At 64.5% G+C, this 14,300-nt stretch carries 14 protein-coding genes and 1 pseudogene; 11 read left to right on the forward strand and 4 right to left on the reverse strand.

Features of this window, described 5'->3' with window-relative positions; translation table 11 throughout:
- From BVH06_RS16605 to BVH06_RS16630, 6 genes are all read left to right on the forward strand, one after another.
- A partial coding sequence (locus tag BVH06_RS16605) for a transposase (protein ID WP_139315544.1) occupies nucleotides 1-137 on the forward strand: 137 nt, incomplete at its 5' end.
- A gap of 115 nt (nucleotides 138-252) precedes the next feature.
- Nucleotides 253-1,683 (forward strand): PLP-dependent aminotransferase family protein, encoded by a 1,431-nt coding sequence (locus BVH06_RS16610; protein WP_075932629.1) that lies wholly within the window; start codon nucleotides 253-255, stop codon nucleotides 1,681-1,683.
- A gap of 83 nt (nucleotides 1,684-1,766) precedes the next feature.
- Complete coding sequence (locus BVH06_RS16615; protein WP_075934821.1) at nucleotides 1,767-3,425, forward strand: VWA domain-containing protein; 1,659 nt, start codon at nucleotides 1,767-1,769, stop codon at nucleotides 3,423-3,425.
- Complete coding sequence (locus BVH06_RS16620; RefSeq protein ID WP_371915299.1) at nucleotides 3,422-4,015, forward strand: RNA polymerase sigma factor; 594 nt, start codon at nucleotides 3,422-3,424, stop codon at nucleotides 4,013-4,015. The genes BVH06_RS16615 and BVH06_RS16620 overlap by 4 nt, the downstream gene beginning before the upstream one ends.
- Nucleotides 4,012-4,566, forward strand: coding sequence for a hypothetical protein (locus tag BVH06_RS16625; RefSeq protein WP_075934822.1), 555 nt, complete (start codon nucleotides 4,012-4,014; stop codon nucleotides 4,564-4,566). Before BVH06_RS16620 ends, BVH06_RS16625 begins: the two co-directional genes overlap by 4 nt.
- A 111-nt stretch (nucleotides 4,567-4,677) precedes the next feature.
- Nucleotides 4,678-5,202, forward strand: coding sequence for a hypothetical protein (locus tag BVH06_RS16630; RefSeq protein WP_083652087.1), 525 nt, complete (start codon nucleotides 4,678-4,680; stop codon nucleotides 5,200-5,202).
- 18 nt (nucleotides 5,203-5,220) lie between these two features.
- Here the strand turns inward: BVH06_RS16630 and BVH06_RS16635 are convergent, their stop codons facing one another.
- From BVH06_RS16635 to BVH06_RS16645, 3 genes are all read right to left on the reverse strand, one after another.
- Nucleotides 5,221-5,976, reverse strand: coding sequence for a CPBP family intramembrane glutamic endopeptidase (locus tag BVH06_RS16635; protein ID WP_075934823.1), 756 nt, complete (start codon nucleotides 5,974-5,976; stop codon nucleotides 5,221-5,223).
- 60 nt (nucleotides 5,977-6,036) lie between these two features.
- Nucleotides 6,037-6,204, reverse strand: a complete 168-nt coding sequence (locus tag BVH06_RS16640; RefSeq protein WP_075932474.1) for a DUF2897 family protein — start codon at nucleotides 6,202-6,204, stop codon at nucleotides 6,037-6,039.
- Between the two features lie 104 nt (nucleotides 6,205-6,308).
- Nucleotides 6,309-7,655 (reverse strand): class II 3-deoxy-7-phosphoheptulonate synthase, encoded by a 1,347-nt coding sequence (locus BVH06_RS16645; RefSeq protein WP_075934824.1) that lies wholly within the window; start codon nucleotides 7,653-7,655, stop codon nucleotides 6,309-6,311.
- Nucleotides 7,656-7,827: 172 nt separating this feature from the next.
- Between BVH06_RS16645 and BVH06_RS16650 the strand changes: the two genes are divergently transcribed.
- The 4 genes and pseudogenes from BVH06_RS16650 (at nucleotide 7,828) to pabB (ending at nucleotide 12,635) form a co-directional block, all read left to right on the forward strand.
- Nucleotides 7,828-8,601 carry a spermidine synthase gene (locus tag BVH06_RS16650; protein WP_139315667.1) on the forward strand — a complete coding sequence of 258 codons (774 nt, stop codon included), beginning with the start codon at nucleotides 7,828-7,830 and terminating at the stop codon, nucleotides 8,599-8,601.
- A gap of 108 nt (nucleotides 8,602-8,709) precedes the next feature.
- Nucleotides 8,710-9,108 (forward strand): ester cyclase, encoded by a 399-nt coding sequence (locus tag BVH06_RS16655; protein WP_075934825.1) that lies wholly within the window; start codon nucleotides 8,710-8,712, stop codon nucleotides 9,106-9,108.
- Between the two features lie 296 nt (nucleotides 9,109-9,404).
- A pseudogene (locus BVH06_RS16660) lies at nucleotides 9,405-11,112 on the forward strand (DEAD/DEAH box helicase).
- A 158-nt stretch (nucleotides 11,113-11,270) separates the two neighbouring features.
- Nucleotides 11,271-12,635 carry an aminodeoxychorismate synthase component I gene (pabB, locus tag BVH06_RS16665; protein WP_075934827.1) on the forward strand — a complete coding sequence of 455 codons (1,365 nt, stop codon included), beginning with the start codon at nucleotides 11,271-11,273 and terminating at the stop codon, nucleotides 12,633-12,635.
- Here pabB and BVH06_RS16670 read toward each other — a convergent pair.
- Nucleotides 12,620-13,387: a class III extradiol ring-cleavage dioxygenase gene (locus BVH06_RS16670; RefSeq protein WP_075934828.1), complete on the reverse strand. Its 768-nt coding sequence runs from the start codon at nucleotides 13,385-13,387 to the stop codon at nucleotides 12,620-12,622. The genes pabB and BVH06_RS16670 overlap by 16 nt on opposite strands.
- 105 nt (nucleotides 13,388-13,492) lie before the next feature.
- On the opposite strand from BVH06_RS16670, the gene BVH06_RS16675 reads away from it, so the two are divergent.
- Complete coding sequence (locus tag BVH06_RS16675; RefSeq protein WP_075934829.1) at nucleotides 13,493-14,143, forward strand: thiopurine S-methyltransferase; 651 nt, start codon at nucleotides 13,493-13,495, stop codon at nucleotides 14,141-14,143.
- Nucleotides 14,144-14,300: the final 157 nt, after the last annotated feature.

The raw sequence follows: 14,300 nt of genomic DNA on the forward strand, positions 1-14,300 counted from the left end.
TGCGCTGGCCCATGCACACGGGTCAGCTAGAAGGGATTAACAACCGGATCAAGGTCATCAAACGGATGGCTTACGGCTACCGGGACAGCGAATTCTTCTTTATGAAGATCAAGAATGACTTTCCCGGCAATCCGTGAAGAACCTTTTTATTGCCTGTGAGCTGAGTGTATCGTCGAGATATTTCAGGGCTGTACCGGTACAGAAACATTTTGATGGAGTACTGTTATGGTTCAGTACCGGGAAGAGACGGCCATGACCAATCTGTTGCTTTACCAACGTATCGCTCAACAGCTGGCGGATGATATCCGCCGCGGCGTCTATCAGCCCGGTGAGCGGGTGCCTTCGGTACGCAAGATGAGCGCGCAGCTCAGCGTCAGCCATGCCACGGTGCTGCAGGCCTACGCCAACCTGGAGGATCTCGGGCTGATTCGCGCCCGCCCGCAATCCGGTTTCTACGTGCACCAGACGCCGGCACTGACCGCCGATACGCCGGACATCGCCCGGGTCGAACGGCCCGGTCTGGTGACGCGCAGCAGTATCATCAATCAGGTGCTCGGCGAGGCGCGTCGCGAAGGTGTGTTTCCGCTCGGTGCAGCGGTGCCCCACGTCGATTACCTGCCGGTGCGGGCGCTGCATCAGCAGCTCGCCAAGGTCACCCGCTTCCAGAGCCCGCGCGCCTTCAGCTATATGTTCAGCCCGGGCTTCGAGCCGCTGCGCCGCCAGGTGGCGATCCGCATGCGCGATGCCGGTGTGCTGGTCGATCCTTCCGAGGTGGTGATTACCCACGGTTGCGTCGATGCCCTGCAAATGAGCCTGCGCGTGCTGACGCGCCCCGGCGACCTGATCGCCACCGAGTCGCCGACCTACTACGGCTTGCTGCAACTGGCCGACCTGCTGGGCCTCAAGGTCATCGAGATTCCCAGCGACCCGACCACCGGGATCAGCGTCGAGGCCCTGCAACTGGCGGCCAGCCAGTGGCCGATCAAGGCGCTGGTGCTGACCGCGCGGCTGAGCAATCCCCTAGGCGGCACCATTCCCGAGGCCCGGCAGAAACAGTTGCTGCGCCTGGCCAGCGACTTCGACATCCAGATCGTCGAGGACGATATCTACGGCGAGCTGATGTTCGAGCAGGGCCGCACCAAGGCGCTCAAGGCCAGCGATCTGGAAGGCCGCGTGGTGTACTGCTCGAGTTTCTCGAAAACCCTGTCGCCCGGCGTGCGGATCGGCTGGATCATCGCCGGCAAGTACCATGACGAAGTGCAGCGCCTACAGATGTTCACCACTCATTCGGCGTGCAGCGTTACCCAGATGGCGGTGGCGGCGTATCTTGAGAACGGCGGCTACGACCGCCACCTGCGGCATATCCGCCAGGAGTACCGCAAGAACCTCAGCGCCTTCCAGTTGGCCATCCAGCAGTTCTTCCCGGAAGGCACGCAGATTACCCGGCCCAACGGCGGCTTCATCCTCTGGGTGAGCTTGCCGGCACGGGTCAATACCAAGGATCTGCATATCAGCGCCCTGCAGCAGGGCATCAGTATCGCGCCGGGGCTGATCTTCAGTAATACCGAGCAGTTCAACCACTGCGTGCGCATCAATTGCGGCATTCCGTGGAACCGCGAGGCGGAGCGCGCGCTGATGACCCTGGGCATGCTGGCCACTCAGCTGTGTCAGGAGGCGAGCTGACGCGGCTCGCATCCGGTTAACCCGAATACCCGGTCGCCTGCGTCTACTGGATCGAAGCGCTCTTTCGATCCAGGAGAAGCATCATGCGCAGCCGTTCCCCGTTCGTGTCCTACAGCATTGCCGGCAGCCTTTTGCTGTCCCTTGCAGCCTGCAATGCTCCGTCTACCGATTCAGCGCCGGCCCATCCGATACAGGTTGGCGAAACGTCCGTGGTGGCGCCAGCCATCGTCCCGGCGCCGATGATGACGCGTCTGGCCGCGCCGGTCGCCCGTGAACACCTGTACGCGCCGCCGCCCGAAGCCAGCCGCGAGCAATATCAGCGCCTGCTCGCCAACCCCGTGCAGTCGGTCGCCGAGGCGCCGGTATCGACCTTCAGCATCGACGTCGACACGGGCAGCTACGCCAACGTCCGCCGGTTCCTGAACGAGGGGCGCTTGCCGCCGGCCGAGGCCGTGCGCCTGGAGGAGCTGGTCAATTACTTTCCCTACGCCTATCCCTTGCCCACCGGCAGTGCGCCGTTCGGGGTCAGCAGCGAACTGGCCGTCACGCCGTGGAACCCGCAAAGTCGCCTGCTGCGCATCGCCATCAAGGCGTCGGACAGGCAGGTCGAGCAACTACCGGCCGCCAATCTGGTGTTTCTCGTCGATGTGTCGGGCTCCATGGATCGTCCCGACGGCCTGCCGTTGGTGCAGAGTACGCTGAAGTTACTGGTGGACCAGTTGCGTACCCGGGATCGCGTCTCGCTGGTGGTCTACGCCGGCGATTCCAGCGTGGTTCTGGAACCGACTGCCGGCTCGCAAAAAGCGCAGATCCGTGCGGCCATCGAGCAATTGCGCGCTGGTGGTTCGACGGCGGGTGAGTCGGGCATCCAGTTGGCTTATCAGCAGGCGCAAAAGGGTTTCATCAGTGGCGGCATCAACCGCATCCTGCTGGCCACCGATGGCGACTTCAATGTTGGTGTCAGCGATTTCGAAAGCCTCAAGGCGCTGGCGGCCGACAAGCGCAAGACCGGTATCTCGCTGACCACCCTGGGCTTCGGCACGGGCAACTACAACGATCAGTTGATGGAGCAGTTGGCCGATGCCGGCGACGGCAACTACGCCTATATCGATAATCTGCGTGAGGCGCGCAAGGTGCTGGTCGAGCAGCTCAGCTCGACCCTGGCCACCGTGGCGCGGGACGTGAAGATTCAGGTCGAATTCAACCCGGCCCAGGTCAGCGAGTACCGCCTGCTCGGTTACGAGAACCGCGCGTTGAGGCGCGAGGACTTCAGTAACGACAAGGTCGATGCGGGGGATATCGGCGCCGGGCACAGCGTGACGGCGCTCTACGAAATCGTCCCGGTGGGCAACCCCGGCTGGCTGGAGCCGCTGCGCTATCGCCAGGCGTCGCCCGCGGCATCGGCATCGGCAGCCGGCGAGCTGGCCTGGCTGCGCATCCGCTACAAGGCACCGGAGCGCAACGACAGCCAACTGCTGGAGACTGCCATCGAAGCACCGGCGTCCGTCGCGCCAATCGCCAAGGCCAGCGAGGACCTGCGCTTCGCCGCCGCCGTTGCTGCGTTCGCCCAGCAATTGAGCGGCGGCCGTTACACCGGTGACTTCGGCTGGGCGGCTACCGCAGCGTTGGCACGGGGCAGCCGTGGCGATGATCCGTTCGGCCTGCGCAGCGAATTCGTGCAACTGGTGGAACTGGCGCAAAGCCTGCAAACTGGCGACTCCCGCACCTCCGGAGCCGAGTGAGTGTGACTGTCCATCCCTCTAACGCCGAGCCCAGCGACGCCGACCTGTTGCGTCGCTACCGGGCCGGAGACGCTGCAGCTTTCACGCAACTCTACGAGCGCCATCGCCTCGGGCTGTTTCGCTTTCTGATGGGCTTGTGCGGCGATCAAGCGGTCGCCGAAGAAGTGTTCCAGGAAACCTGGATGAGCCTGATTCGCAGCGAATCGGTGCAGCGCGAAGCGGCGGTGCTGTTCAAGACCTGGCTGTATCAGATCGCCCGTAATCGCCTGATCGATCACTGGCGCAAGCAGGGCAAACGCCTGCTGCGCGAGGAGGTCTTCGACGAGCAGTTGCACGACCAGGCCATGGACGAGCCGGATCCCGAGCGGCAGCTCAGCCTCAGCCAGGATCAGGCGCGCATCCAGGCGGCGCTCGCCGACTTGCCGGCCGAGCAGCGCGAGGTTTTCTTGCTGCGCGCCCACGCCGACCTTGAACTGCATGAGATTGCCGAGCTGACCCGCACGCCGGCAGAAACGGTAAAGAGCCGCCTGCGCTACGCGTTGCAGAAGATGCGCCGCCTGCTCAGCACGGCCGAAGAGGTATCACCATGAACGATCACGACGAGCCTTTGCTGCGTCACGTCCGTGAGCACAGCCGCGAGCAGCCTGGCCCCGCGCTGGACGCGCGAATCCTTGCCGCCGCTGCCGATGCGGCCGCGAGTAAACGTCGTCAGCCTGAGGGTTTCTGGGCGCGGCTGCGTCGCACGCTGGGTGATGCCTCGGCTAGCCGCCGCTGGTCAGCGGCTCTTGGATGCCTGGCTGTTGTGGGCGTAGGGCTCGGGCTGAGCCTGCAGACCCTCGAACAAGCGCCAGGTCGCTACGACGCACCGCCGGCCTCGATGCAGCGTCAGGCGCCCATGGCCTTGCAGGCGCCTGCCAGCCCGGCTCCGATGGCCGAGATGAGCGAGGCGCCGCGGGTCATGGCACGTCTGGCGGCGGAAGCCGCACCGCCGTCCGCCGACGTGCTGGCCGCGCTCCGCAAGATTGCCGGCCTGCGCGAACGTGGTGAGACAGAGCAGGCGCGGCAGCGCCTCGAGCAACTGCAGGCCGAGCATCCTGGCCTGGATGTGGAGGCCGAATTGCGCCGGTTGCCAGAGCGTTAAGGGTGATAGGGCGACGGGCGGTGTAGCCATTCGGCAGACTGGCTGGCGTTATCGCTCAGTCGTTTTAGAATGCTGGGTTACTGAGTTACATGAACCGATGCGAGGATTTCGATGCGCCATCTGTTGTTGCCGCTGTGTGTTGCCGTGCTGCTGAGTGCCTGTGGTTCCGATGAGCAGGGCAAGGATGTGCCGCGCAAGAACAGTGAGCCGGCAGTGGCCGTCGAGCCCGCCAAGCCGGTGCAGCCAGTCGAGCCCGAGCCAACGGCTGTGCAGGGGGCGCCGGCGGTAAAGCCACAGGCCGCCGAGCCGCAGCCTGAGGCGGTGCAGAAGCCTGCGCCTGCCGAGCCGAAAAAGACCGTGCAGCGCGCCAAGCCCGATAAAGCTCAAAAGGTCGCGCAAACCCCACCCAAGACCAAACTGGACCTGAGCCTGCCTCCAGAGCTGGCCGCTGCGCTGGATGCCGAGGACAAGGCTGCCACCGATGGTGTACCGCCAATCCTGCCGGCGTTCTTCGAGGAACGGAAATCCTCGCCCAATCCCTTCCAGGTCAGCGGCAAGCTGCTGACCGGCGAGCTGGGTTCCGAATACTGGAATGCCGTGGAAGGTGCCGAGCTGCAGTTCGAGTTTCGCCGTTAAGTTCCGAGCCGTCGCTTCTCAGGCGATACGCAGTGGGTAGCTCAGCAAGGTGAAATGCATCAGGTTGACCAGCCCATGCAGGGCGATTGCCAGGCTTAGCCGGCCGCTGATCTGCATGACCAAGCCATAGCCCAGGCCCGCAACAGCGGCCACGGCTGCAAAGGTCGGGCTGAAGGGCATATGCACGGCGCCGAACAGCGCCGCCGTCAGCAGCAGTCCCGGCCACGCGCCCAGCCAGCGGATCAGGTGTGGCTGCAGCAGGCCGCGAAACAGCAGTTCTTCGGCCAGTACCGCGACGACCAGATTGATGGCCAGCCAGGCGCCGAGTATGCCTGGCCATTTCGGTTGCCAGGCGACCACGCCCAGTAGCATTGCCAGGCCCGGCACCGCCAGCAGCGTAATGATGAATGTCGGCGCGATCCAGGCGGGCCTGTGCAGCGGTCTTGGCGGCAAGCCCAGCCACCAGGCGAGCAGGGTGCAACCCACCAGCAGCTTGTCCCATGACAGCCTTAGCAGATAAGGCGCTGCATCGGTGCTGATGCGCTGCGGCTGGGCAATTTCCCAAGGCTGAAAACCAGGCAGCAGGTGAGCTGCCAGCAGTACGCTGGCGACCATCACCAGCGTGCTCCACAGCGATTGGGGCAAGTTTGCCGGTGCCAGTACCAGCGCGATGAACAGGCAGGCGCAAAGAATGCCGATGGGCTGGATGTCGCCCATGAACGTACCCGCCAATAGCGGGCAGCCGGGCAGTAACAGGCGGGGTAATAACGGCATTGCGCCTCCGGGGTGGAGGCGCAGTCTACAGGGCGGCGGGATCAGTTTGTGCAGGCGTGATCAGCGATCTTGCGCATCCTTGGCGGTCTGCTCGACTTCGCGTTCGTGAATGCGCTTGAGCTGCTCATCACTGAGCGGCAGCTTCTTGGCACTGTCGCGCAACATCAGCAGGCCACCGACGATGGAGCCGATCGCCAGAATCAGGATCAACCAGGCATACCAGGGCATGTGCGACTCCTTCTATCGAGTGATGGGCCTCGCATCGACAAACGCACCGAGGCCCTGTTCTGAAGACCGCCCGTCGGTCCGCTCGGTTCAGGTTAACGTGCTGCTCAGCGGCGTACCTGCTTGAGCGTTTCGGCGATCATGAATGCCAGTTCCAAGGACTGGTCGGCGTTCATCCGGGGGTCGCAGTGGGTGTGATAACGATCCGACAGGCCGGCCTCGGTGATCGGCTTGGCGCCGCCGATGCACTCGGTCACGTCCTGGCCGGTCATCTCGATATGGATGCCGCCGGCATAGCTGCCCTCGGCGTGGTGCACGGCGAAGAACTGCCGTACCTCGGCGAGGATTTGCGCAAAATCCCGGGTCTTGTAGCCACTCGACGCCTTGATGGTGTTGCCGTGCATCGGGTCACTGCTCCACAGCACCTGGCGGCCTTCGCGCTGCACGGTGCGGATCAGCCGCGGCAGGCCGGCCTCGACCTTGTCGGCGCCCATGCGCACGATCAGGTTGAGGCGCCCTGGGTCGTTGTCCGGATTGAGGATGTCGATCAGGCGGATCAGGTCCTCGTCGGTCATGCTCGGGCCGACCTTGACGCCGATCGGGTTGCCCACCCCGCGCAGGAATTCGACATGGGCGCCGTCCACCTGGCGGGTGCGGTCGCCGATCCACAGCATGTGCGCCGAGCAGTCGTAGAAATCGCCGGTCAGGCTGTCGCGGCGCACGAAGGCTTCTTCGTAATTGAGCAGCAGCGCTTCATGGGCGGTGAAGAAGCTGGTCTCGCGTACCTGGGCCGCGCTGTCCATACCACAGGCGCGCATGAAGGCCAGGGTTTCGTCGATACGGTCGGCCAGTTGGTGGTACTTCTGGGCCAGCGCCGAGTTGGCGATGAAATCCAGGTTCCACTGATGCACCTGATGCAGGTCGGCGAAGCCGCCCTGGGCAAAGGCGCGCAGCAGGTTCAGCGAAGCGGTGGACTGGTGGTAGGCCTGCAGCAGTCGCTGCGGATCGGGTGCACGGCTGGCCGCGTCGAAGCCGATGCCATTGACGATATCGCCGCGGTAGGCGGGCAGGGTGACGCCGTCGAGAGTCTCGTCATTGGCCGAGCGCGGCTTGGCGAACTGGCCTGCCATGCGTCCGACCTTCACCACCGGGCAACCGGCGGCAAAGGTCATCACGATGGCCATTTGCAGCAGCACCTTGAAGGTGTCGCGAATCTTCGCGGCGCTGAACTCGGCGAAGCTCTCGGCGCAGTCGCCGCCCTGCAGCAGGAACGCGCGGCCCTGGGTCACCTCGGCGAACTGCTTGCGCAGCTCGCGTGCCTCGCCGGCGAACACCAGGGGCGGAAAGCTGGCCAGGGTCTGCTCGACCTGGGCGAGTTTCGCGGCGTCCGGGTACTGAGGTTGTTGCTGGATGGGGTGGCTTCTCCAGCTGTCGGGGCTCCAGGGCTGACTCATGGCGGCTTCTCTTGTTGGCGATTGGCCATGGTAACCGATCACCGCGCCTGGCCGAGCATGCCTCCCGGCAAAAGCCCCAGGCATTTAGCGCGTGACCTGAGCGCGCCCCATCGCCGACAATCGCTTTCTAGCCCGGCCTGAGCCGGGGAACGCGACGGTGGAGAATCTGCGCATGCCTGGCTTGCCTCCGGTGGAGGAGATGAAGGACGAAGTGGTACTGGCCGAGGTGCATGACGCCTTCGGGGTGATCCGTGTGGTCGAGATCGGTGAATACCGGTTTCTCGAGTTCGGCGAGGCGATCGAGCAGAGCTGCGTGTTCACCGCCGATCCCAGTTGGCTGGAATACGACTACACCCGCGCGATGTTCGTCGGTGCGCTGTGTCATGAAGCGCCGGAGAGCGCGTTGTTCCTGGGCCTGGGCGCCGGCACCCTGACCCAGGCCTGCCTGCGCTTCCTGCCGCTCGACGATGTCGAAACCATCGAGCTGCGTCCGGACGTGCCGCGCCTGGCCATGCAGTACCTGGGGCTGGAAGACGATCCGCGCCTGACGGTGCGCATCGGCGACGCCATGCAGTTGCTGCCCAGCGCGGAAACCGCGGACCTGATCTTCGTCGATCTGTATACCGACACCGGCCCCGGTGTCGGCCATCTGGCCTGGCGCTTTCTCGACGACTGCCGGGCCAAGCTCAACCCGGGCGGCTGGCTGATCATCAACCAGTGGGCCGGTGATGACGGTAAACCGCTGGGCGCTGCTCTGCTGCGCGGCCTCTATCACCGCCATTATTGGGAATGCCCGGTGGTGGAGGGCAACGTGGTGGTGCTGGTGCCGGCCGAGCTGGATCAGGCGTTCGACCGCGAAGCGGTGAGCCAGCGTGCCCAGGCCCTGCAGGCGCAGCTCGGCTATTCGCTGCAGCCGTTGATCGACGCCATACGGATGGCGAGCTAGGAATTAACCGTCAGCGGCACTGTCCCTTTAGAGCCTTGCCTGCTCAGCGCGCCGTCCGCGGTCGTCTGGGCAGGCGAGTCCCTCAAGCCCTCGCGACGGAGCCCTGTCATGACCGAACAAGACCTTCCCACGGTGTATCGCGCCTATATCGACTGCCTCAATCGGCAGGACTGGGCGAACCTTGGGCAGTTCGTGCAGGACGATGTGGTGCATAACGGCCGGCGCGTGGGGTTGAGTGGTTATCGTGAAATGCTCGAGCGCGATTACCAGGACATTCCCGATCTGCAGTTCAACATCCGCCTGCTGACCTGCGAGGAGTCGATGATTGCCAGTCGCCTGGACTTTCACTGCACCCCGAAAGGCCGCTTTCTCGATGTGCCGGTCAATGGCCGCAGGGTGGCCTTCAGCGAAAACGTGTTCTACGCCTTTCGCGACGGCAAGGTCGCCGAAGTCTGGTCGGTCGTCGACAAGGCCGCTATCGAATCGCAGCTCACCAGCAGAGGCTGACCGTTCGATCAGAACGCAGGCACCTGCGGCATACCGTCGCGAGCCGCTGTTGCCTGCGCTTCACCCATTTTATTGTGTGAAAAAGCTCACACGTCTGTATGAATTCCGGTATAGTACGCGCCGGCCAATTCATGGCCACGTTCAAGTCGTGCAACTCGCCCGGAAGCTTTCCGGCAGCCAGTCCGCCAAGCGGGCTATCTTGACGATTCACTTTCCACCACGTTTTCGCAAATCCCCGCCGACCAGGCTGCCAGGGTGACCCACAAGGTCCTACATGGCATGCGCAGCTTTGGAACATGGGTCTTTGCGGATGCACTCAGAGGCAGACCCATGACCCAGGAAATCGGCGGCTTCGCCGCACTCGGACTTCATTCCAATATTCTCGCCGCGCTGACCGCCGTCGGTTACGAAGAGCCGTCGCCCATTCAGTCGCAAGCCATTCCGGTGATCCTCTCCGGCCAGGACATGATCGGCCAGGCGCAGACCGGTACCGGCAAGACCGCCGCATTCGCGTTGCCGATTCTGTCGAAGATCGACCCGGCCAAGCGTGAGCCCCAGGCGCTGATTCTCGCCCCGACCCGCGAGCTCGCTCTGCAGGTTGCCACGGCGTTCGAAACCTATTCCAAGCAGATGCCAGGCCTGAACGTGGTCGCCGTCTACGGTGGCGCACCGATGGGCCCGCAGCTCAAGGCCATTCGTCAGGGCGCACAGGTCATCGTCGCTACCCCGGGCCGTCTGGTCGATCACCTGCGTCGTGACGAGAAAGTGCTGTCGACCATCCAGTACCTGGTACTCGACGAAGCCGACGAAATGCTCAAGCTGGGCTTCATGGACGACCTCGAAGTGATCTTCGAGGCCATGCCCGAAAGCCGTCAGAGCGTGCTGTTCTCCGCGACCCTGCCGCACTCGATCCGCGCCATCGCCGAGAAGCACCTGCGCGAGCCGCAGCACATCAAGATCGCCGCCAAGACCCAGACCGTCTCGCGCATCGAGCAGGCGCACCTGATGATCCACGCCGATCAGAAGACCAACGCCGTGCTGCGTCTGCTGGAAGTCGAGGAATTCGACGCGCTGATCGCCTTCGTACGCACCAAGCAGGCCACCCTGGACCTGGCCGCTGCGCTGGAAGCCAAGGGCTTCAAGGCCGCTGCGTTGAACGGCGACATCGCTCAGAACCAGCGTGAGCGTGTCATCGAGTCGCTCAAAGATGGCCGCCTGGACATCGTCGTGGCTACCGACGTCGCCGCCCGTGGTATCGACGTGCCGCGCATCACCCACGTGTTCAACGTCGACATGCCGTACGACCCGGAGTCCTACGTGCACCGTATCGGTCGTACCGGCCGTGCCGGTCGCGATGGCCGTGCGCTGCTGCTGGTGACCCCGCGCGAGCGCCGCATGCTGCAGGTGATCGAGCGCGTGACCGGCCAGAAGGTTGGCGAGGTCAAGCTGCCCAACGCCCAGCAAGTGCTGGATGCGCGCATCAAGAAGCTCACCAACAGCCTGGCGCCACTGGTTGCCGACGCCGAAGCCAGCCATGGCGATCTGCTCGACCGCCTGACCGCCGACATCGGTTGCAGCCCGCGTGCCCTGGCCGCTGCGCTGCTGAAGAAGGCCACCAATGGCCAGGCCCTGGATCTGGCCAGCGTCGAGCGCGAGCAGCCGCTGGTGCCGGGCGTCGGTGGCGCACCCCGCGAGCGTCGTGAGCGTGATGGCGAGCGCAGCGGTGAGCCGCGTGAGCGTCGTGCGCCGATGCCGCTGGCTGAAGGCCGTGCACGCTGCCGCACCGCACTGGGCGCCCGTGACGGCATCGCTGCCAAGAACCTGCTGGGCGCGATTCTCAACGAGGGTGGCCTGGCCCGTGAGGCGATCGGTCGTATTCAGATCCGTGAGAGCTTCAGCCTGGTGGAACTGCCGGAAGAGGGCCTGGAGCGCCTGCTCGGCAAGCTCAAGGACACTCGCGTTGCCGGCAAGCCGTTGAAGCTGCGTCGTTATCGCGAAGACTGATCGGTTCGTTCAGCACTGATTCGGGGGAGCCAATGGCTCCCCCGAGTCGTTTCTGGGGCCTGCAATGCCGTTTTCCAGGCCCGGAGGCGGCAATCGCCCCTAGGACGAACCTGCCAGCGGCTCTACAATCGGCCGTCCTCGTTTTCGTGATGCCCTGAATGCCTACCTGTCTTGTCCATGGCCTGCCGTATCAGGCCGATCCTGCCGTGTATTTCCAGGCGGTACGCCACGCGCCCGGTGCGGTGTTGCTGGATGCCGGCCGGCCGGTGGCCGCGCGTGGGCGCTTCGATCTGCTCAGCGCCTGGCCACTGGCCGAGCTGGCGCCAGGGCAGGGGGAGTCGGGCGCCGCGTTCTTCGCGCGCTTGCGTGAGCAGCTCGCGGCATTCGGGCTTGCCGAAATGCCGCCGGGTATCGAACTGCCGTTCGCCGGCGGCCTGCTCGGTTACCTGGCCTACGATTTCGGTCGCCGTATCGAAGCGCTGCCTGAGCAGGCCCGTGATGATCTGAGCTTTGGCGACGCAGTATTCGGCCTGTATGGATGGGCGCTGATCAGCGACCATCAGGCGCGTACCAGCCAGTTGGTGTTCCACCCCGCGTTGCCAGCGGCCGAGCAGGCGCGCCTGCTGGCGTTGTTCGAACAGCCGCCGGGCGAGCCCCAGGAGCAGGCGCCCTTCGCGTTGCTGGCGCCGTTTCAGGCGAGTATCGACCAGCAACGCTACGCCGAGGCCATCGGCCGTATCCAGGCCTACATCGCCTCGGGTGACTGCTATCAGGTCAACTATGCGCAGCGCTTCCAGGCGCCTTATCAGGGCGATGCCTGGCAGGCCTATGGTGCGTTGCGGGCGGCTTGCCCGACGCCTTTCTCCGGTTACCTGAGCCTGCCGGGTGGCGGCGCCTTGCTCAGCCTGTCGCCTGAGCGCTTCATCCGTGTCAGTGGCGGGCAGGTGGAGACGCGGCCGATCAAGGGCACCCAGCCACGCGGGCGCGACGAAAGGGAAGATGCGCACAACGCCCAGGTGCTGCTCGCCAGCCCCAAGGATCGTGCCGAGAACCTGATGATCGTCGATCTGCTGCGCAACGACCTGGGGCGCACCTGCCGTACTGGCTCGGTGCGCGTGCCCGAACTGTTCGCGCTGGAAAGCTATCCGAACGTGCATCACCTGGTCAGCGCGGTGACTGGTGAGCTGGCCGCTGACAAGGACGCGTTGGACCTGCTGCTGGGTGCATTTCCGGGCGGTTCCATAACCGGTGCGCCGAAGATCCGCGCGATGCAGATCATCGACGAACTCGAGCCGACGCGACGCGGCCCTTACTGCGGTTCACTGCTGTACCTGGACGTGCGCGGCGAGATGGACAGCTCCATCGCCATTCGCAGCCTGCTGGCCAAGGACGGCGTGATCAGTTGCTGGGGCGGTGGCGGCATCGTCGCTGACTCGGCCTGGCAGGCCGAGTATCAGGAGTCGGTCACCAAGGTGCAGGTGCTGCTCAGTACGCTGGAGCGCTTGCTTCAGCCGAAGCGGTAGATGTCCATGCCCAGCGCGCCCAGGGTGAACCCCTGGTGCTCGATGGCAAAGGTGCCGCCGGCGCCGCGGGCGAAGAACAGCGGTAGCAGGTGTTCTTCGCTGGGATGGTTGCGCCGCGCGTAGGGCGCCTGGCGGCGGTAGTCGAGCAGTGCAGCCAGGTCGTCTTCGCGCAAGCGTTCGACCATCCAGTCGCGAAACTCCAACGCCCAGGGCGCCGCTTCGTCGCCGGTGGAGCGCCAGTCGAGCTCGCCCAGGTTGTGGGTGATGCTGCCCGAGCCGATCAGCAGTACGTTCTGCTCGCGCAGCGCGGCCAGCGCTTCGCCTACCCGTACTTGCAGGCCCGGGCCCTGGCGGCTGGGCAGGGAAACCTGCACCACCGGAATATCGGCGCTGGGGTAGAGCAAAGACAGCGGAACCCAGCTGCCATGGTCGAAGGGCCGGCGCTCATCGGCCTGCGCGTCCAGGCCGGACGCTCGCAGGTGCTGCACGATGGACTCGGCCAGTTTTGGGCTGCCGGGCGCCGCGTACTGCACCTGATAGAGCTCGGCAGGGAAACCGCCGAAGTCGTGCCAGGTTTCCGGCCGGGAGCTACTCATCACCCGCAACGCTTCGCTTTCCCAGTGGGCCGACACCACGACGATCGCATCCGGGCGTTTCAGTTCGGAGGCGAGGCGGGCGAGGGCAGGGCCGCTGGCGCCGGGTTGCAGGGCGAGCATGGGGGAGCCATGGGAAATGAACAGGCTAGGCTGCATGATGTTCTCCTGATGATGTCGTCATGATCCATCAGCCAAGTTGGCCTAACAACGGCTAAAGTCTGCTCGGTGTTATCTGTTTTCTTGATGTCTTGAGGGTAAAACATGCAGGAATCATTCTGGCTGCAGCGCTGGCACGCCAATCAGATCGGCTTTCATGCCCGGCAGGTCAATGGGTTGCTGCAACGCCACTGGGCCGCGGTAGCCGGTACGAGCAAGGCGCCCGTGCTGGTGCCGCTGTGTGGCAAGAGCCTGGACATCGCCTGGCTGGCGGCGCGCGGGCATCGGGTCGTGGGTGTGGAATTGGCCGAGGTGGCGGTCGCGGCATTCTTCGCCGAACAGGGTGTGCAGCCGACGATTACCAGCGAGGACGCCTTCAAGGTCTATCGCCATGGCAGCGTCGAGTTGTTCTGTGGCGACTTCTTCGCGCTGCAAGCGCGGCATTTGCCCGGTTGTGCGCTGTTCTACGACCGTGCGGCATTGATTGCGCTGCCTGCCGAGCTGCGCGAGCGCTACGTGCGGCATTTGCAGCAGGTTCTGTTGCCTGGAAGCGGCGGCTTGCTGGTGAGCCTGGATTACGATCAGGCGCTGATGGATGGGCCGCCGTTCTCGGTGCCCGATGCCGAGGTGCGCGGCTGGAGCGGCAAGATATGGGAAAGCGAGTTGCTGGAAAGCCAGGATGCCCTGGAGGAGCGTTTCAGGGCCCGTGGCCTCTCTCGCATGGATGAGCGGGCCTACCACCTGCGCCTGCTCTGAGAACCTGTCCAAAGTCTGCTGCGCGTCGGCACTGCGGCGTTAAAAACAGGCTGGATTGCCAGCCCAAACTAGGCGTTCCCGTCAGACTGCTCATTTACAGCTCGTAAAGTCGGGCGCGACTCCGACCGGTCCTCGCCTGTTTTTGCGGGGCCGCCCA

Origin of the sequence: Pseudomonas sp. PA27(2017) (genome assembly GCF_001945445.1) — a bacterium.
Classification (GTDB): Bacteria; Pseudomonadota; Gammaproteobacteria; order Pseudomonadales; family Pseudomonadaceae; genus Aquipseudomonas.

What these genes read in the sequence shown, in the direction of transcription:
- BVH06_RS16655 (WP_075934825.1), top strand. Translation starts at nt 8,710, where the DNA reads ATGACCGAACAAGACCTTCCCACGGTGTATCGCGCCTATATCGACTGC.
- BVH06_RS16640 (WP_075932474.1), bottom strand. Translation starts at nt 6,204, where the DNA reads ATGCCCTGGTATGCCTGGTTGATCCTGATTCTGGCGATCGGCTCCATC.
- BVH06_RS16675 (WP_075934829.1), top strand. Translation starts at nt 13,493, where the DNA reads ATGCAGGAATCATTCTGGCTGCAGCGCTGGCACGCCAATCAGATCGGC.
- pabB (WP_075934827.1), top strand. Translation starts at nt 11,271, where the DNA reads ATGCCTACCTGTCTTGTCCATGGCCTGCCGTATCAGGCCGATCCTGCC.
- BVH06_RS16610 (WP_075932629.1), top strand. Translation starts at nt 253, where the DNA reads ATGACCAATCTGTTGCTTTACCAACGTATCGCTCAACAGCTGGCGGAT.
- BVH06_RS16625 (WP_075934822.1), top strand. Translation starts at nt 4,012, where the DNA reads ATGAACGATCACGACGAGCCTTTGCTGCGTCACGTCCGTGAGCACAGC.
- BVH06_RS16635 (WP_075934823.1), bottom strand. Translation starts at nt 5,976, where the DNA reads ATGCCGTTATTACCCCGCCTGTTACTGCCCGGCTGCCCGCTATTGGCG.
- BVH06_RS16650 (WP_139315667.1), top strand. Translation starts at nt 7,828, where the DNA reads ATGCCTGGCTTGCCTCCGGTGGAGGAGATGAAGGACGAAGTGGTACTG.
- BVH06_RS16615 (WP_075934821.1), top strand. Translation starts at nt 1,767, where the DNA reads ATGCGCAGCCGTTCCCCGTTCGTGTCCTACAGCATTGCCGGCAGCCTT.
- BVH06_RS16630 (WP_083652087.1), top strand. Translation starts at nt 4,678, where the DNA reads ATGCGCCATCTGTTGTTGCCGCTGTGTGTTGCCGTGCTGCTGAGTGCC.
- BVH06_RS16645 (WP_075934824.1), bottom strand. Translation starts at nt 7,655, where the DNA reads ATGAGTCAGCCCTGGAGCCCCGACAGCTGGAGAAGCCACCCCATCCAG.
- BVH06_RS16670 (WP_075934828.1), bottom strand. Translation starts at nt 13,387, where the DNA reads ATGCAGCCTAGCCTGTTCATTTCCCATGGCTCCCCCATGCTCGCCCTG.